The 16,431-nt window shown below is 69.0% G+C and carries 16 protein-coding genes; 13 read left to right on the top strand and 3 right to left on the bottom strand.

The window, feature by feature from the left end:
• Positions 1 to 145: 145 nt before the first annotated feature.
• The 4 genes from Ssi02_RS29825 (at position 146) to Ssi02_RS29810 (ending at position 8,057) form a co-directional block, all read left to right on the top strand.
• Entirely contained in the window at positions 146 to 3,346 is a 3,201-nt protein-coding gene (locus tag Ssi02_RS29825) for an efflux RND transporter permease subunit (protein WP_204030932.1), read from the top strand.
• A gap of 697 nt (positions 3,347 to 4,043) precedes the next feature.
• Positions 4,044 to 4,688: a hypothetical protein gene (locus Ssi02_RS29820; protein WP_239130020.1), complete on the top strand. Its 645-nt coding sequence runs from the start codon at positions 4,044 to 4,046 to the stop codon at positions 4,686 to 4,688.
• Complete coding sequence (locus tag Ssi02_RS29815; RefSeq protein ID WP_204030931.1) at positions 4,685 to 6,901, top strand: type I restriction-modification system subunit M/S; 2,217 nt, start codon at positions 4,685 to 4,687, stop codon at positions 6,899 to 6,901. Before Ssi02_RS29820 ends, Ssi02_RS29815 begins: the two co-directional genes overlap by 4 nt.
• Positions 6,902 to 7,079: 178 nt before the next feature.
• Positions 7,080 to 8,057: a tyrosine-type recombinase/integrase gene (locus Ssi02_RS29810; protein WP_204030930.1), complete on the top strand. Its 978-nt coding sequence runs from the start codon at positions 7,080 to 7,082 to the stop codon at positions 8,055 to 8,057.
• 22 nt (positions 8,058 to 8,079) lie between these two features.
• On the opposite strand, the gene Ssi02_RS29805 is transcribed toward Ssi02_RS29810, so the two are convergent.
• Entirely contained in the window at positions 8,080 to 8,520 is a 441-nt protein-coding gene (locus tag Ssi02_RS29805; RefSeq protein ID WP_204030929.1) for a nuclear transport factor 2 family protein, read from the bottom strand.
• A 95-nt stretch (positions 8,521 to 8,615) separates the two neighbouring features.
• Here Ssi02_RS29805 and Ssi02_RS29800 point away from each other — a divergent pair, with 95 nt between their 5' ends.
• The 3 genes from Ssi02_RS29800 (at position 8,616) to Ssi02_RS29790 (ending at position 11,752) form a co-directional block, all read left to right on the top strand.
• Positions 8,616 to 9,194 (top strand): TetR/AcrR family transcriptional regulator, encoded by a 579-nt coding sequence (locus tag Ssi02_RS29800; protein WP_204030928.1) that lies wholly within the window; start codon positions 8,616 to 8,618, stop codon positions 9,192 to 9,194.
• Between the two features lie 63 nt (positions 9,195 to 9,257).
• Positions 9,258 to 10,178, top strand: coding sequence for an ABC transporter ATP-binding protein (locus Ssi02_RS29795; protein ID WP_204030927.1), 921 nt, complete (start codon positions 9,258 to 9,260; stop codon positions 10,176 to 10,178).
• Positions 10,175 to 11,752, top strand: coding sequence for an ABC transporter permease (locus Ssi02_RS29790; RefSeq protein ID WP_204030926.1), 1,578 nt, complete (start codon positions 10,175 to 10,177; stop codon positions 11,750 to 11,752). Before Ssi02_RS29795 ends, Ssi02_RS29790 begins: the two co-directional genes overlap by 4 nt.
• Before the next feature lie 9 nt (positions 11,753 to 11,761).
• Here the strand turns inward: Ssi02_RS29790 and Ssi02_RS29785 are convergent, their stop codons facing one another.
• Entirely contained in the window at positions 11,762 to 12,322 is a 561-nt protein-coding gene (locus Ssi02_RS29785) for a GNAT family N-acetyltransferase (RefSeq protein WP_239130017.1), read from the bottom strand.
• 90 nt (positions 12,323 to 12,412) lie between these two features.
• Between Ssi02_RS29785 and Ssi02_RS29780 the strand changes: the two genes are divergently transcribed.
• Genes Ssi02_RS29780 through Ssi02_RS29760 form a run of 5 tightly spaced genes read left to right on the top strand, consistent with a single transcriptional unit; the run spans position 12,413 to position 15,390 of the window.
• Positions 12,413 to 12,751, top strand: coding sequence for a YciI family protein (locus Ssi02_RS29780; protein ID WP_204030924.1), 339 nt, complete (start codon positions 12,413 to 12,415; stop codon positions 12,749 to 12,751).
• A gap of 21 nt (positions 12,752 to 12,772) precedes the next feature.
• Positions 12,773 to 13,120: a YciI family protein gene (locus tag Ssi02_RS29775; protein ID WP_204030923.1), complete on the top strand. Its 348-nt coding sequence runs from the start codon at positions 12,773 to 12,775 to the stop codon at positions 13,118 to 13,120.
• Positions 13,121 to 13,131: 11 nt separating this feature from the next.
• Positions 13,132 to 14,355 carry an RNA polymerase sigma factor gene (locus Ssi02_RS29770; protein WP_204030922.1) on the top strand — a complete coding sequence of 408 codons (1,224 nt, stop codon included), beginning with the start codon at positions 13,132 to 13,134 and terminating at the stop codon, positions 14,353 to 14,355.
• 53 nt (positions 14,356 to 14,408) lie between these two features.
• Complete coding sequence (locus Ssi02_RS29765; RefSeq protein ID WP_204030921.1) at positions 14,409 to 15,005, top strand: TetR/AcrR family transcriptional regulator; 597 nt, start codon at positions 14,409 to 14,411, stop codon at positions 15,003 to 15,005.
• A 43-nt stretch (positions 15,006 to 15,048) separates the two neighbouring features.
• On the top strand, positions 15,049 to 15,390 hold the full coding sequence (locus Ssi02_RS29760) for a hypothetical protein (RefSeq protein WP_204030920.1): 342 nt from the start codon (positions 15,049 to 15,051) through the stop codon (positions 15,388 to 15,390).
• A gap of 3 nt (positions 15,391 to 15,393) precedes the next feature.
• Here the strand turns inward: Ssi02_RS29760 and Ssi02_RS29755 are convergent, their stop codons facing one another.
• Positions 15,394 to 15,552, bottom strand: a complete 159-nt coding sequence (locus tag Ssi02_RS29755) for a type II toxin-antitoxin system prevent-host-death family antitoxin (protein ID WP_239130013.1) — start codon at positions 15,550 to 15,552, stop codon at positions 15,394 to 15,396.
• Between the two features lie 68 nt (positions 15,553 to 15,620).
• Here Ssi02_RS29755 and Ssi02_RS29750 point away from each other — a divergent pair.
• A partial coding sequence (locus Ssi02_RS29750; RefSeq protein ID WP_204030919.1) for an RNA-guided endonuclease InsQ/TnpB family protein occupies positions 15,621 to 16,431 on the top strand: 811 nt, incomplete at its 3' end.

Raw genomic sequence — 16,431 nt, 5'->3', positions numbered from 1 at the left:
TACCTGAGAAGGTTATCAGGATCCTTAAGTTGGCCTAATTATTCGGCAAAGGCAAAGTGTTAGGCTGGCCCAAAAGCGGGGGATCGCTGCCCTTCGCGCCTTCTTTACTTCTGTTCTGTCTTGTTCCTTCAAGGAGCCCGCCTTCATGACCGCCCTGGCCAGGTTGAGCCTTGCCAACCGCAGCCTTGTGATCTTGATTGCGGTTGTGCTCAGCGCGTTCGGTGCCTTCACGATCCCGTCGCTGAAACAGCAACTGCTACCGTCCCTGTCGTTCCCAGCCGCCTTCGTCGTCGCCCCCTACCCCGGGGCCTCGCCCGAAGTCGTCGAAGAACAGGTCTCCGTCCCCATCGAGGACGCGGTCAAGGGAATCGACGGAGTCACCGAAACCAAGTCCACCTCCTCGGAGGGCATGGCGCAGATCCAGGTGTCCTTCGAATACGGCAAGGACATCGACGACTCGGTCGCCGAGATCCAGCAGGCCGTCGCCGGCCTGTCCAGCCTCCCCAAGGACGTCGACCCGCGTGTCGTGGCCGGCAGCACCGACGACATGCCGGTGCTGGTGCTGGCCGTCGGCGACGGCGGCGACCCCCGGGCCATGACCGACAAGATCAAGCGGCTCATGCTGCCCGAGATCCAGGCCGTGAACGGCGTACGCGAGGCCGAGGTCACCGGCACCCGCGACGAACGCATCATCATCACTCCGGACCTGGGCAAACTCGCCCGGCGCGGGCTCTCCCCCACCGCCGTCGCCGACGCGCTGCGCGCCAACGGCACCCCGATCCCCGCGGGCACCCTCACCGACGACGGCAAGTCGCTCACCGTGCAGGTCGGCGACCGGCTCACCAAGCTGAGCGACCTCACGAACCTCTACCTCCCCCCGGCCGCCGCCCCGGCTGCCGCCGCTCCCGCCGCCGCCCGGCCGGGCCTCCCGGGTGCCTCCGCCGCACGGCCGCCGGCCCCGCCCGCGCCGGTCAAACTGGGCGACGTGGCCGAGATCAAGCGCGAACTCGCCGGCGCGACCACGGTCACCCGCACCAACGGCCAGAGCAGCCTCGGCGTCTCGGTCACGATGAAGCCGGACGGCAACGCCGTCGCCATCTCCCACGACGTCCGGGCCAAGATCCCGGACCTCGTGCGCGCGCTCGGCGACTCCGCCGAGATCAACGTGATCTTCGACCAGGCGCCGTACGTGGAACGTTCGATCAAGGACCTCACCACCGAGGGACTGCTCGGCCTGGCCTTCGCCGTACTCGTCATCCTGATCTTCCTGCTGTCGCTGCGCTCCACGATCGTGACCGCCGTCTCGATCCCGCTGTCGGTCGTCATCGCGCTGCTGGCCCTCTGGGCCGGCGACTACTCGCTCAACATGCTGACCCTCGGCGCGCTCACGATCGCCGTCGGCCGCGTCGTCGACGACTCGATCGTGGTGCTGGAGAACATCAAGCGCCATCTCGGGTACGGCGGAGCCAAGCGGACCGCCATCCTCACCGCGGTGCGCGAGGTCAGCGGCGCCGTGACGGCGTCGACGCTGACCACCGTCGCGGTCTTCGCACCCATCGCGCTCGTCGGCGGCATGGTCGGCGAGTTGTTCGCGCCGTTCGCCATCACGGTCACCGTGGCGCTGCTCGCGTCGCTGCTGGTGTCGCTCACCATCATCCCCGTGCTCGCCTACTGGTTCTTGAAGGCGCCGGTGCTCACGCCCGACGAGGCCAAGGCGGCGCGTGAGGCCGCCGAGGCCAAGGAGCTGCGCAGCCCGCTGCAGCGCGCCTACCTGCCGGTGCTGCGGTTCGCCACGCGCCGTCGTTTCGTGACGCTGCTGATCGGCCTGCTCGTGTTCGCCGGCACCATGGGCCTCACCACGCGGCTGGAGACGACGTTCATCGGCTCGTCCGGCCAGGACACCCTGTCGCTGACGCAGCGCATGCCGCTCGGCACCGACCTCGCGACCACCGACGCGGCGGCCAAGAAGGTCGAGGAGGTCGTCGCCAACCTGAAGGACGTCGCGTCCTACCAGGTCAACGTGGGCAGCGGCGGCGGCTTCACCGGCGCCGGCGACCCGAGCTCGGCATCCTACTCGCTCACCCTCAAGGAGGGCGTAGACGCCGACGCCCTGCAGGACGAGCTCCGCGGCCGCATCTCCTCGCTGACCGGCGTGGGCGACATCACCGTCGGCGGAGCCGGCGGGCCCGGCGGCGCGCAGGACCAGGTCCAGGTGATCGTCCGCGCCCCCGACATCCAAGTACTGCGTGAGGCGTCCGAGGCCGTGCGCGCCAAGCTCGACGGTGTCTCAGGAGTGCGCGACGTCGAGTCCAACCTGGCGGCGAGCGCCCCGCGCATCGAAGTCGACGTCGACCGCAAGAAGGCCGCCGCCCGCGGCCTCACCGAGGCGTCCATCGGGCAGATCGTCGCCCAGACCTTCCGCGGCGCCCCGCTCGGCCAGCTCACCCTCGACGGCCGCCCCGGCGACCTCGTGCTCCGGGCCGGCGACGCGCCCGAGACGGTGAAGGAGATCCGCGACCTGCGGGTGCCGACCGCCACCGGTCTCGTGAAGCTGTCGCAGGTCGCCAAGGTCGAGCAGGTCGACGGCCCCACCTCGGTGACCCGCATCGACGGCGAGCGCAGCGCGGTCGTGTCCGGCCGCGCTACCGCCAGCGACCTCGGCGGCGTCACCACGACGCTCACCGCCGAGCTGGAGAAGCTGAAGCTGCCCGAGGGCGCGTCCTACGAGATCGGCGGCGTCAGCGCCGACCAGCAGGACGCCTTCGCCGACCTCGGCATCGCCATGCTGGCCGCCATCGCCATCGTCTTCATGATCATGGTGGCGACGTTCCGCAGCTTCGTGCAGCCGGTCATCCTGCTGGTGTCCGTGCCGTTCGCCGCCACCGGCGCGGTCGGGCTGCTGCTGCTCACCGGCACCCCGATGGGCGTGCCGGCGCTGATCGGCATGCTGATGCTCATCGGCATCGTGGTCACCAACGCGATCGTGCTGATCGACCTGGTCAACCAGTATCGCGCCCAGGGCATGGGCGTGAACGAGGCGGTCATCGAGGGCGGCAGGCAGCGCCTGCGCCCGATCCTGATGACCGCGGTCGCCACCATCGGCGCCCTCACCCCGATGGCCTTCGGCCTCACCGGCTCGGGCGGCTTCATCTCCCAGCCCCTGGCCATCGTGGTGATCGGCGGCCTCGTGTCGTCGACCCTGCTGACCCTCGTGCTGGTTCCGACGCTGTACTCCCTCGTGGAGGGCGCGAAGGAGCGGATCCGCCGCAGACGGTCGAAGGGCGCGGGCAAGGCCCCGGTCGCGCTGGTCCCCAAGAAGGAGGAGCAGGTGACCTCGGCCACCTGAGCCTGAGGGCCCCAAGAGGAGGCCTCGGCCACCGACAATCGGTGGCCGAGGCCTCTTCGTGTTCTCCGTACTCAGCCCGGCACGGCCGACTCTCACGAGGGGGCAAGCGGGCGCCGCTCGGCGTCCCAGGACACCGGGTCGGCCCCGCCGCCCCGCGCCGAGCAGGACACCGAATTCCACCGCCTGGAGCACTCCCCCAACGTCAACCTCGTCCCCGAGTCCAATCAAGAGACACCGGCCCCGCTCAGCCACGCGGCCACGGTCCGAATCGGGGACAGAACAAGCATCTGATCTGAATCGCCGGAAACAACCTCGGGGATTGTCACCCCGAGGAAACTGAATCCCGGGGGAGATACCACCGCGCGCACATGGTTGGAGGACCTGCCGCCGAACGCGCAGCTCGTCCATGTGCACGCTGAAGGAGCTGAGTGGCGTCCCGGTCCCTGCCATCGACGAACGGCCGGGCACCTACTCCTCGGTTAACAGTTTTTGTAGTCTCCATACACTTGCATCAGTGATCGTGCAGCTGTACTCTTGCGGCACAGCGAAGAGCCTTTCAAGGCTGGATTCGTACGGCTGTTGGCTCAAAAAGCCGTGCCCCGGGCGGCATGCACAGCAGAGGCGGACCCGGGGCTTACGAAATCCAGCATACCCCGAGGCGCCGCTGCTAGTCAGCCATGCCTTCGGAGGTGTCGTCTTGCATCCCGAGCTGCCCGGATGGGTAGAGCGAGTGATCTCCATACCGCGCTTCGCCCCATACCTCGACGCGCTCTCAGGCAACCGTCTGGTTGCGTGGGATCTGTACCAGTGGAACGTCCAGGTGTCCGAGGCGTTTTACGGGCCTCTGAACTGCCTGGAAATCTGCCTGCGCAACGCTGAGCACGACCGGCTGCGGAACCGGTTCGGGACAGACGATTGGTGGCGGGTGGCTCCTCTCGACGAGTACGAGGCGGCCAAGGTAACCGCGGCGAAGCAGAAGCTGGCCAGGAAAGGCGTCAGTCTGCCCTCCGCCGACGACGTGGTCACAGAGCTGTCGTTTGGCTTTTGGGTGTCACTTCTGAGCCGAAGGTACGACCGGCGCTTGTGGGTCCCAGCCTTGCACCGGGCGTTCCCGTACTATTCAGGCAGGAGAGAGGCACTGCGTGACAATCTGCAGACCATGGTCCTTCTGCGTAATCGCATCATGCATCATGAGCCGATCCATCACCGGCATTTGACAGCGGACCACGCCAAGATCTACAGGTTGCTGGACTACGTGGAGCCGCAGTTCGCCGGTTGGCTGCGAGCCTTCGATCGAGTGCCGGCGGTGTTGACCCGCCGACCGGAGAGGACGAGACATTGACCTCGCCGCAGGGCTTCGTCTCCCGAGCCGAGATCGCACGACTAGCTCAGGTGAAACGCCCCGCCGTGAGCAATTGGGAGCGCCGTCACACAGACTACCCCCGGCCGCGGCTCGTCGAAGGAGAGGAACTCTTCGTGGTTGAGTCGGTACTGGAGTGGCTCGACCAGCGCAAGATCGCGAGCAACGCGCTCCTGCCGGATGAGCGGCCAGGTGCGACCTTCGGCGAACGGTTCCGCAGGAATCTCACAGGACCGGCAGCACAGATGCCACAGGCCCGCCCGGCAGCCAAGCGCGAGTCCCCCCCGACACCCGACTTGTGGCGGGCGCTCGATCGGCTGAGGGGCACATATGACATCATCCGTTACCGCGATCTGGTGCTCAGCCTGATCTATGCGCGAGCACGGGATCGAGATGGACGGTCATCTGCCCCGACAGGCAGCCGCAGCGATGCGAAAGCACTGGATATCTCCATCGTCCACAAGATCAGAACCGGCGACACGCTGCCACCTGTCGCCTTCAAAGTGGACGCGAAGATCCCCGCCGATCTCGTCGAGTTCGCCGACGCCGCGGTTCGCGACCTCGGCGGCGCCAGAGCTTTTCGCACTCTGTTGGATCGCTTCGCCACGTTGGAGGGCAAACGTGGCGGAGAGTTCTACACGCCTCCTGCCGTCGTCCGTGTCCTGGTGGACGCCCTCGCTGCCGAGGCACCTGGGGAGATCTATGACCCGTGCTGCGGCTCGGGGGAGATACTGCTCGCCACGGCCCTTCAGGCGCCCGGCCTTACCGTCCACGGCGACGTTCTCAATGCCGAGGCTCTGGTCCTGGCAAAGATGAACATGACCCTGCACGGTATCGACGCCCGGCTTGGCCAGCAGTCGATTGACGTCCTGAGCCGTGCCGCTCGCCCCTCGTCTAATTACTCCTACATCATCGCGAATCCCCCATTCGGTATACGCAACTGGTCCCAAGAAGATCCGGCCTTGAACTTGTCCTGGCATTACGGACCACCGCCCCGCGGCAAAGCGGATTTCGCCTGGCTGCAGTTCGTACTAGAGCGGCTGGCGCCAGGCGGGCGTGCAGCGGTCGTCATGCCGGCCGGCGCCGCCTTCCGCGGTGGGCGCGAGCGCGCAATCCGTCAGGCCATGGTGGCGGACGGCTGTATCGAGTCGGTGCTAGCACTGCCGCCGACGCTCTTCTACAGCACATCGATCGGCGCCACGATATGGGTCCTACGCCGCTCCCCGAATCCGCAGCAGGAGCTTCTCCTGGTGGACGCGACGGGGCTGGGCCGGTTGTCACAGGGTGCTCGGCGAAAGCTGTCGGAGGAGGACCACGGGGCGATTCGCGATGTTCTCGCCGACTGGCGTGCGGGCGTGATCCCGGCCCATGAGGTATTGCCCACCGCCGTCGTGACCGCTGAGGAACTCAGCAGGAGCGACTACGACCTCACTCCGAGTAAACACGCCACCACCAAGGCCGTCGTCAGGACCCATGACGCTCGTCAAGGTGTCGAGACGCTGCTCCGAGAGTTGGATCGGCTCCATAAGCAGACGGTGCAGGCGGACGTGGTGGTGGATCAGCTGATCGGGCGGGCTCAGATTCTCGAATTTCCGACCGGCGAGTTGCCGCCGGGCTGGCGTGAAGTGAGCCTCGCCGGAATCAGCGAACTCACCGCCGGCCCCTTCACCCGTGCTTCGGAAGACGGGTCCGTGGGCGTCGTCAAGCCGCGCAATCTCAAGAGCGGGCGCATCTCAGGAGCCTTCGATCGCATAGACGTGGACACAGCCGGCAAACTGGCGAGCTATCGGCTCAGTGAGGGCGACATCGTCTGCACGCGGACCGGAGTGATAGGCCGACACGCCCTAGTGACCTCTGCGCACCAAGGGTGGGTGTGCGGCACAGGGTTGATCAGGATTCGTCCCGGGGAGGGAGTCGACCCGAAGTACCTGAGCGACTATCTGAACTCCCCATCAGTGCTTGACTGGCTGACTCGCAATTCTGCCGGGAGTGTACTTCCCAGTATCAACCTCCGTGTTCTGGGAACCCTGCCTGTGGTGCTCCCTCCTGCGGAGGCACGGAGGACGATCGGCCGTGCCCTCCAAGCCTTGAACGACAAGATCACCGTGCATGAGCAGATCGCACGGACCACCGTAGCGCTCCGGGATGCGCTGTTTCCTCTCCTGACCTCAGGAAAAGTCATCCCGCCCGAGTAAAACGCCTCAGGCAACGCGCCAGATGTGTCCTCCATGAGCGTTCCTGCAGTTCGGCGACCTCCAGCAGTGCACGAGCGCGCAGTCGGGAACGGAGGTGATGACGCGGACCCGGGTCAGCACGAGGCCGCGGGCGTGCGGGTCCCGCGGGCGGGGCGTGATCGGCCCGTAGAATGCCGCCGTGGAGGCTCTTGCCGTATCCGGTCGTGAGGTCGCATCCGCCGTCGAGCCGGCGGCCGATCCTTACACCGTCTATCTCGACTCGCTGGCCAGTGCCGAGTCGCGGCGCACCATGAAGGGGTGTCTCGATCGGATCGCGGCGGTGCTCACCGGGAACGAAGAGGCCGGCGGGGCCGGGCAGCCGTGGCATCTGCTGCGTTATGAGCACACGGTGCGCATCCGGGCGCTGCTCGCCGGCCAGGGCTGGTCGCCCGCGCACGTCAACAAGCACCTGGTCGCGTTGCGCCGGGTCCTGCGGGAGGCGTGGCGGCTGGGGCAGATGACGGCCGAGGACTACCATCGGGCGGCCGATCTCGCAGGCGTCGAGAGCACGCGGTTGCCGAGCGGGCAGCACGTGCCGCCGGAGATCGTGGCGGCGGCGCTGGCGGTCTGCCAGGACGACGACTCGCCAGCGGGGGCGCGCGACTCCGCGCTCTTCGCGCTGCTCTACTCGACGGGTTGCCGCCGCGCGGAGGTCGCCGCGATGACGCTGGCGGACTACGATCCGGGGGCGCGGTCGCTGCGGGTGCGGGGCAAGCGTGACAAGGAGCGTCTCGTCTATCTCACGGCCGAGGCCATCTCCAGGCTGGAGCGGTGGCTCGCGGTGCGCGGGCAGGCGGCGGGGGCGCTGTTCTCCCCGATCAGCCGGGCGGGCCGGCTCCGCATGCGCGACGGGCGGCCGGCGAGCATGACGGGGCAGGCGGTGGCGGACATCCTCGCCCGCCGCCTCGCCGCGGCCGGGGCGTCGCCGCGCACGCCGCACGACTTCCGCCGCACGTTCATCGGTGAGCTTCTCGACGCCGGGGTGGATCTCGCGACCACCCAGGCTCTGGTCGGCCACTCCTCGCCGGCCACCACTGCTCGCTACGACCGCCGCCCGGAGCGCCGCCGCCGTGAGGCGGTCGACCGGCTGCGCCTGCCCGACGCCCGCCCCCTTTGACCGCCCCTGTTCGAGGGCGCCGTCACACCTTGGCCGCGACCCCGCCCAGCAACTCGGTCAGCCGGCCCGCCGACGCAGCGCTGGCCAGCATGTCCTGATATTCGCGCCACCCCGCGATCTGGCCGTCACGCACTTTCAGCACGCCGATGAAGGGCGCCGCAAGCCGCTCCCCCGAGGCCGGGTCGATCCCCGACAATTCATATTCGGTGACGATGACGTCAGGGTCGGCCGTCTCGTAGATCACGACCTTCCCGACTTCCAGCCGCATCCTCATCTTCGCGCGCCCCTCGCGCACGTGTGCCAGAAACGCTTCGCGCCCCTCGAAGCGGCGAGGTGCGCCGGGTGGGGCGAACGGCACCTCGACGACGACATCCTCGGCCCACAGGTCGTCGGAGGAGGAACCTCCGGTCAGATGTCTGTGCAGGCGGGCAAGGATCTCTCTGGGTCCCCCGGTGACAGGCATTACGGTGTCCTTCTCGAAACGGCCCGATAAAGTGAGTGAGGACTCACGATCGAGAAAAATAATGAGTCTCCACTCATGTTGTCAAACGGAGCACGATGGCCCCCATAAACCCGGCGCCGCTGCGCGCCGACGCCCGCCGCAACCGGGAACGCATCATCATCGCCGCCGAGGCCGTGTTCGCCGAGCACGGCGCCTCCGCGTCCACCGAGGAGGTCGCCGCGCGGGCCGGTGTCGCGATCGGCACCGTCTTCCGGCATTTCCCCACCAAGTCGGACCTCTTGGGCACGATCCTCAAGCGGCTCGTGGACGGACTCACCGCCGAGGCCGCCGACCTGGCCGAGGGCGGCGACCCGGCCGAGGCGCTGTTCACCTTCGTCACCCGCGTGGTCGAGGAGGCGGCGGCCAAAAGAACCGTCGCCGGCCTGCTGGCGGACAGCGGGGTCGAGGTGGAGACGGCCAAGGCCGTGGCCCACCTCCAAGGGGCGATCGAGACGCTGCTCGGCCTCGCGCAGCGGGCCGGCGCGGTGCGCGCGGAGATCCGGCCGGACGAGGTGACGGCCCTGCTCGCCGGGCTGTGCCAGGCCGCTCTTCAGGCCGGGTGGGGGCCCGATCTGCGACGCCGAACCCTGGCGATCGTCTTCGCAGGCCTTCGCACCGGGAGCGCTCGAATTTGAGGCGTCAAGAATGCGTGTTTACCACTTTCATCAGCATCTGAAGCGTCCGTAAAGTCCGGAGGCATGAGTGATGTGATTTCCGTGTCCGGCCTGACGAAGACGTTCGGCCGGACACGTGCGCTGGACGGACTCGACTTAGCCGTCCAGCCCGGCGAGGTGCACGGCTTCCTCGGCCCGAACGGCGCGGGCAAGTCGACCACCATCCGCGTGCTGCTCGGCCTGCTGCGGGCCGACGCCGGCGAGGTCCGCCTGCTCGGCGGCGATCCCTGGAAGGACGCCGTCGAGCTCCACCGCCGCCTGGCCTACGTGCCGGGCGACGTCACCCTGTGGCCTGCTCTGTCCGGCGGCGAGGTCATCGACCTGCTCGGCCGCCTGCGCGGAGGACTGAACCGGACGCGGAAGAACGACCTGATCGAGCGGTTCGCCCTGGACCCCCGCAAGAAGGGCCGCGCCTACTCCAAGGGCAACCGGCAGAAGGTCGCCCTCGTGGCCGCCCTCGCCTCCGACGTGGAACTCCTCCTGCTGGACGAGCCGACCTCCGGCCTGGACCCGCTGATGGAGGCGGTGTTCACCGAGTGTGTGGCCGAGGCCCGCGGGCAGGGGCGCACGATCCTGCTGTCCAGCCACATCCTCGCCGAGGTCGAGAAGCTCTGCGACCGGGTCAGCATCGTCCGCGACGGCCGCACCGTCGAGACGGGCACGCTGGCCGAGCTGCGCCACCTCACCCGCACCTCCATCAGCGCCGAGCTCGCCGCCCCGCCGGGCGACATGGACGGCGTGCACAACCTGCGCGTCGACGGCACCCGCGTGTCGTTCGAGGTCGACGGCGACAGGCTCGACGAGGCGCTGCGCCACCTGCTGGCCCGCGGCGTGCTCTCGCTCACGAGCCGCCCGCCGACGCTGGAGGAGCTGTTCATGCGGCATTACCGGAGCACACCCGACCATGACGGGTACGGCGAGAGCCGGGAAGAGCCGGTCCGATGAACGGCACGGGTGCTCTCGTCCGCCTCGTTCTGCGTAGAGACCGGCTGATCATCCCCCTGTGGGTGGTGGTGATCGCCGTGCTCCCGATCACCCAGACCTCGGCCATCGCCGAGCTCTACACCGGTGAACAGGAGTTGCGCCGCTTCGCCGAGTCCTTCGGCGCCAACCCGGCGCTGCAGTCGCTCTACGGCCCGATCACCCACTGGAACGCCGCCGCGATGGGCACGTGGCGGGCGGGCTTCACCCCCGTGATCCTGGCCCTCGCCAGCCTGCTCACCGTGATCAGGCACACCCGCGTCGAGGAGGAGACCGGCAGGCGCGAACTCCTCGGCTCCGCCGTACTCGGCAGGCACGCCGGCCTGACCGCCGCGCTGGTGGTGACGGCGGGAGCCAATCTGGCGGCCGGGGTGATCCTCGCGCTGTCGTTCGTCTCCCAGGGCCACCCGGTGGCGGGAGCACTCGCCCTGGGGTCCGGCTACGCCGCCCTCGGGCTGGTGTTCGCCGCGGTGGCGGCGGTCGCCGCGCAGCTCACCGAGGGGGCCGGCGGCGCCAGGGGCTTCGCGCTTTCGGCGCTCGGCCTGGCGTTCCTGCTGCGGATGGCGGGCGACTCGACCGGCACGGCCTGGTTGTCGTGGTTGTCGCCGATCGCATGGGGGCAGCGGATGCGCCCGTTCGCGGGTGAGGTGTGGTGGCCACTCGTCCTGTCGTGCGCGGTCACCGTGCTTTTGACCGCCGTCGCTTACGTGCTGGCGGACCGGCGTGATGTGGCAGGAGGCCTGCTGCCGCCGCGCCTCGGGCCCGCGGGCGCCGCGGCCGGTCTCACCTCGGCGTTCGCCCTCGCGTGGCGGCTGCATCGGGGCACGCTGGCGGCGTGGTGCGTGGGCGTCGGGTTGTTCGGCGCCGTCACAGGGGCCGCGACGAAGGCCGCCACCGACACCATGGCTGGCAACTCCCAGCTGATGGCCATCATGGTCGCGTTGGGCGGCACGACGGATATGTCGGATGTCTTTCTGGCGGGGCTGGTCGGCATCTTCGGCATCGGGGTGGCGGGCTATGCCGTACAAGCCGCGTTGCGGGTCCGCGCCGAGGAGGTGGCGCAGCGCGGGGAGCCGCTCCTCGCCACCGCGGTGAGCCGGGTCGGCTGGGCGGCGAGCCACCTGGTGTTCGCGCTGCTCGGACCGGCGGTGACGCTGGTGGTTCTGGGGGTGTGCGTGGGGGTCGCATATGGCGCCACCGTCGGCGACCTCTTCGGTCACGTCCCGCGTCTGGTGGGGGCGACGCTCGCGCAACTCCCCGCCGTATGGACTCTGGCGGCGCTGGCGATCGCGCTGTTCGGCCTGGCCCCGCGGCTGGTCGGGGTCTCGTGGGCGGCGCTGGCGGTGTTCCTGCTGTTCGGCCAGGTGGGCGCGGTGCTGGACCTGCCGCAGCCGCTGCTCGACCTGTCACCCTTCAGCCACCTGCCGAAACTCCCCGGCGGCGAGGTGTCGGCACTCCCCCTGGTGGTGCTCACCGCCGTCGCCGCCGCCCTGACGGCAGCCGGGTTGTACGGCTTCCGCCGGCGTGACGTCGGCTGAGATGCGGCCTCAGGGGGACGTCCCCCGGGCCGCCCACTCCGCCGCCGTGAGCCGGTAAAGGACATGGGGCCGGACCGGATTCCCCTCCGGGACAAGCGGGTGGTCGAAGTCGCCGGCCTCATCGCGCCTCATGCCAAGCCGTTCCATCACCGCCCGCGAGCGCCCGTTGTGCACATAGGTCATCGACACCACCGACTCCAGCCCCAGCCGGGTGAACCCATCGTCGAGCGAGGCGATCGCGGCCTCGGTGGCATAGCCGTATCCCCAGGCGCTGCGGGCGAGCCGCCAGCCGACCTCCACCGCGGGGGTGAAGTGGGCCTCGAACGACGGGACGGCCAGCCCGGTGAAGCCCACGAACTCCCCCGTGGCGCGGAGCTCCATCGCCCACAGCCCGTAGCCGAGCTCCTCGGTCCGCAGCATGATCCGGTCGACCATCGTGTCGCATTGTGTGCGGTCCATGAGCGAGGGGAAGAACTCCATTACCTCGGGATCGGCGCACAGTGCCGCGAAGGGTTCCCTGTCGGCGTCGGTCCAGCGGCGCAGGATCAGCCGATCTGTGACGAGCGTCACACCACACCATCCATCGATTTGTCGATTTGCCGTCGAGTCGCCCGTCATAAGGATGCAAGACAGAACAACCTGAAGATAGAGGTTCCGATCATGAAATACGCACTGCTCGCCTTCGGCGACGAAGCGGAGTGGGCAGAGGCGAACCCCGAGGAGCAGGCCGCGGTCTACGAACGCTGGGGACGCTTCGAGAGACTGCTCAACGAGCGCGAAGCCGCCCTCGGGGGCGAGGAACTGGCTCCGTCCGGAATCGCGACGACGGTGCGGAAGCAGGGGGACGGCTACGTCATCACCGACGGGCCCTACGCCGAGACCGTGGAGCAGATCGGCGGCTACGTCATCGTGGAGGCGGCCGATCTGGACGAGGCGGTCGAGTTCGCGGCGGCGTGTCCTTCCACGAACGTGGAAATCCGCCCGATCGTCGAACGCTGAGCCCGCAGAAAGCGATAGACCATGAAATACATGCTGATGATGTACGTCGAGGAGAAGGCCCGGCAGGACGTCGGCCCCGAGCAGGCGCGGCGGGCCGCGGAGGATCACGCCGCCTACGCGGCGATGCTCACAGAACGCGGGGTCCTGATCGACGCCCGCGCCTTCGCCCCCAGCGCCGCCACCCTGGTGGTCCGCGGAAACGACGCCGCCACCGCCGAGAGAACACCCGGCCCGTTCGCGGAGACCCCCGAGCAGTTCGGCGGCTACTACCTCGTACACGCCAGGGACCTCGACCAGGCCATCGAGTTCGCCAAGGCGTGCCCGGAGGACATCGTCGAAGTACGCCCCATCGTGGACGCCACCTGTTGACAGGGGCCCACATGCCCAGCCATCCCGGTGCGGTTGAACGGGCCTACAGGGAGCACTGGGGCCGTATGCTCGCCCGCCTGACCGGCGAGCTGCGCGACCTCGACCTCGCGGAAGACTCCCTGCAGGACGCGTTCGCCTCCGCCGTCGCCACCTGGCCGGCGGCGGGCGAACCGGACAACCCACCGGGATGGCTGCTCACCGCGGCGCGGAGGCGGGCGATCGACCGCCTCCGCCGCGACGCCACGGCCAGGAACCGCCTCCCGCTGCTGATCGTGGACGAGGGCGAGGACCCGGCCCACGACATCGGCGACGAACGCCTGCGCCTGATCTTCACCTGCTGCCACCCGGCCCTGGCCCACGAGGCGCGCGTCGCCCTCACCCTCCGCTGCGTCGGCGGCCTCACGACCAGGGAGATCGCCCGGCTCTTCCTCGTCTCGGAGAGCACCATGGCCGCCCGCCTCACGCGGGCCAAGAAGAAGATCGCCCAGGCGGGAATTCCGTACCGCGTGCCCGAGGGCGGCGAACTCCCCCGCCGCCGCGACGGTGTGCTGGCGGTCGTCTATCTGATCTTCACCGAGGGCTACGCGGCGACCTCGGGCGACCGGCTCATCCGCGACGAACTGGCGGAGGAGGCCATCCGCCTCGGCTCCATCGTGCGCGAACTCATGCCCGGCGACGCCGAGACCGACGCCCTCACGGCCCTCATGATGCTCCACCACGCCCGCCGCGACGCCCGTACCGGCCCGTCCGGCGACCTCGTCACCCTCGCCGAGCAGGACCGCTCCCGGTGGCGCCGGGACGAGATCGCCCGCGCCCTGGCCCTCTTCCGCACCGCGTGGCGCGCCGGCCCCGACGACTTCCCCGGCCCCTACCTCCTCCAGGCCGCCATCGCCGCAGAACACACCGCGGCCCCGAGCGCCGCCGACACCGACTGGTCGTCCATCGCCAAGCTCTACGCCGGCCTCGAACACCTCACCGGCTCCGCCGTGGTCCGCCTGAACCGCGCCGTCGCCGTGGCGGAGGCCGAAGGACCCGAAGCCGGCCTCGCCCTCCTCGCAGGACTGGACGACGCCCTCCCCCACCACCACCTCCTCCCGGCCACCCGCGCCGAACTCCTCCGCCGCCTCGGCCGCACCGACGAGGCCGTGCGCTGGTACGGCAGAGCCCTCGACCTCGTCGGCACCGACCCCGAACGCGACTTCCTACTCTCCCGCCGCGCCGACACGGACCCCTGATCCTCCCGGACAGGTTTTGCATCGAGCGGTGTAGAACGGTTAAGATCTCGGGCATGGCTCGACCGAGGACGTTCGACGAGGGCATTGCCCTCGACACCGCGATGCGTCTCTTCTGGCGCAAGGGATATGAGGCCACCTCGACCCGCGACCTGTGCGAGACGCTCGGCCTCGACCGCAGCAGTGTTTACAACGCCTTCAACAGCAAGCACGAGCTGTTCAAGCGCGCTCTCACCCACTACATCGAGACCACCACCGCCGCGGCGACGGAGATCCTCGACGATCACACCCGCTCCCCCGCCGACCGGATCCGCGCGTTGTTCGGCAGGATCATCGCCGACGAATGGGCCAACCGCCACGAGGACCGAAACCAGGGCTGCCTGACCGTGAACACCACGGTCGAGCTCGCCGGGCGCGACCCCGAGATCGCCGCACTGCTCGACCGCGACCTGCGGCACCGGCTCAGCGCACTGCAGGTGGTCATCGGGGCGGGACGCGCCGCCGGCGACATCACCTCCCGCCGCGACCCGGCCGACCTGGCCAGATATGTCAACTCCGTGATCGCCGGCATCCGCGTGGCCGCCCGGGGCGGCGCCGGACGCGCCGACCTGGAGGCGGTGGCCGAGACCGCCATGGACGCCCTCACTCGCTGAAAACCGACTGAAAACCGACGCCTCCGCGTAGAGGCACGTTCCCATGCGCGCGTTTTACACTGATCGACGCAAAACCCTGGAGTGGGCCTGCCGACGTCCACCGTCATGGGCGAGCAAGACGATCACCGGCCTCACCGTCGCCGCCGCTGCCGCCACCTTGATTGGAGCCCCCGCCCTCCCCTGCACCGACGAGCAGGGCGGCCGCCTCCGCGACGAGGCCCGCGTTTTCGCCTGCCTCGGCCTCTGGTTCGCGTTCGGCACCAACGCTCTGATCATCGGCGCAACCTTCGCCGCCTTCAGCTACCGGTATGCGGGTCAGCGCTCTGGCCTTCAGACCCGGGGCGAAGGCCCGCGCGGGAGGGCCGCCAGGCCTGAGCGCGCCTGATGGTCAGCGTTCATCCTGCGTCTGCTCGGCGGCTTCGGCGAGCGGCACCGGCACTACGGCGGCAATCCTGCGGCCCCGGTTGGTGATATAGGTGATGCGCCCCCGGACAGCGGCCTCGTTGAGGACCTCGGCGAACAGCTTGCGAGCGTCGGCGACGCTCATCTCCTCGGACTCCACACAGGCCAGTGTACGCGGACGCACTTTCATGTACGCGGATGTACAATTGATCTGTGCAGCTCCGGTACAACTTCCGCCTCTACCCGACGCCTGGCCGGCGTCAAGCGCTGGCCCGCGCGTTCGGGTGCGCCCGTGCGGTGTTCAACGACGCACTGCGCATGAGGCGGGACGCCCACGCGGGCGGTCTGCCGTACCTCTCAGACGGGGAGCTGTCCAAGCGAGTCATCACCGTGGCGAAGAAGACACCGGAACGGGCCTGGCTGGCCGAGGTGTCCGCCGTGGTGCTGCAGCAGGCGCTCGCCGATCTGAGCACCGCCTACCGGAACTTCTTCAACTCGGTGTCCGGCAAGCGGAAAGGACCGAAGGTCGCCCCGCCCCGGTTCCGGTCCCGCAAGGACAGCCGACAGTCGATCCGCTTCACCAGGAACGCCCGATTCCAGATCACGGCAGGCGGGGGGCTGCACCTGCCGAAGATCGGGGCTATGCGGGTTCGCTGGTCCAGGGACCTGCCGTCGGAGCCGTCGAGCGTGACCGTGATCAAGGACGCATCCGGCCGGTACTTCGCCTCCTTCGTCGTCGAAACCGGTGAGGAGCCGCTGCCGGAGACGGGCGGCGAGGTCGGCATCGACCTGGGCCTGACCCACTTCGCGGTCCTGTCGAACGGCCGGAAGATCGACAACCCCAGGTTTCTGCGCCGCTACGAACGCCGGCTGAAAAAGGCGCAGAGGGCGCTGTCCCGGAAAGAGAAGGGCTCGGCCAACCGCAGCAAGGCCGTCGCCCGTGCGGCCAGGGCGCACGCCCGCGTGGCGGACGCGCGGCGGGACCACCACCACAGGCTGTCTACAGCGATCATCCGCGACAACT

The organism is Sinosporangium siamense (assembly GCF_016863435.1).
Classification (GTDB): domain Bacteria; phylum Actinomycetota; class Actinomycetes; order Streptosporangiales; family Streptosporangiaceae; genus Sinosporangium; species Sinosporangium siamense.
Note: the sequence above shows the minus strand (reverse complement) of the source record. Positions and strands in the feature narration are given on the sequence as shown.

Excerpts from the sequence above, each read along its gene's own strand:
- Ssi02_RS29825 (WP_204030932.1), top strand. The coding sequence starts at position 146 with ATGACCGCCCTGGCCAGGTTGAGCCTTGCCAACCGCAGCCTTGTGATC.
- Ssi02_RS29805 (WP_204030929.1), bottom strand. The coding sequence starts at position 8,520 with ATGCCTGTCACCGGGGGACCCAGAGAGATCCTTGCCCGCCTGCACAGA.
- Ssi02_RS29800 (WP_204030928.1), top strand. The coding sequence starts at position 8,616 with ATGGCCCCCATAAACCCGGCGCCGCTGCGCGCCGACGCCCGCCGCAAC.
- Ssi02_RS29795 (WP_204030927.1), top strand. The coding sequence starts at position 9,258 with ATGAGTGATGTGATTTCCGTGTCCGGCCTGACGAAGACGTTCGGCCGG.
- Ssi02_RS29790 (WP_204030926.1), top strand. The coding sequence starts at position 10,175 with ATGAACGGCACGGGTGCTCTCGTCCGCCTCGTTCTGCGTAGAGACCGG.
- Ssi02_RS29780 (WP_204030924.1), top strand. The coding sequence starts at position 12,413 with ATGAAATACGCACTGCTCGCCTTCGGCGACGAAGCGGAGTGGGCAGAG.
- Ssi02_RS29775 (WP_204030923.1), top strand. The coding sequence starts at position 12,773 with ATGAAATACATGCTGATGATGTACGTCGAGGAGAAGGCCCGGCAGGAC.
- Ssi02_RS29770 (WP_204030922.1), top strand. The coding sequence starts at position 13,132 with ATGCCCAGCCATCCCGGTGCGGTTGAACGGGCCTACAGGGAGCACTGG.
- Ssi02_RS29765 (WP_204030921.1), top strand. The coding sequence starts at position 14,409 with ATGGCTCGACCGAGGACGTTCGACGAGGGCATTGCCCTCGACACCGCG.
- Ssi02_RS29760 (WP_204030920.1), top strand. The coding sequence starts at position 15,049 with ATGCGCGCGTTTTACACTGATCGACGCAAAACCCTGGAGTGGGCCTGC.
- Ssi02_RS29755 (WP_239130013.1), bottom strand. The coding sequence starts at position 15,552 with ATGAGCGTCGCCGACGCTCGCAAGCTGTTCGCCGAGGTCCTCAACGAG.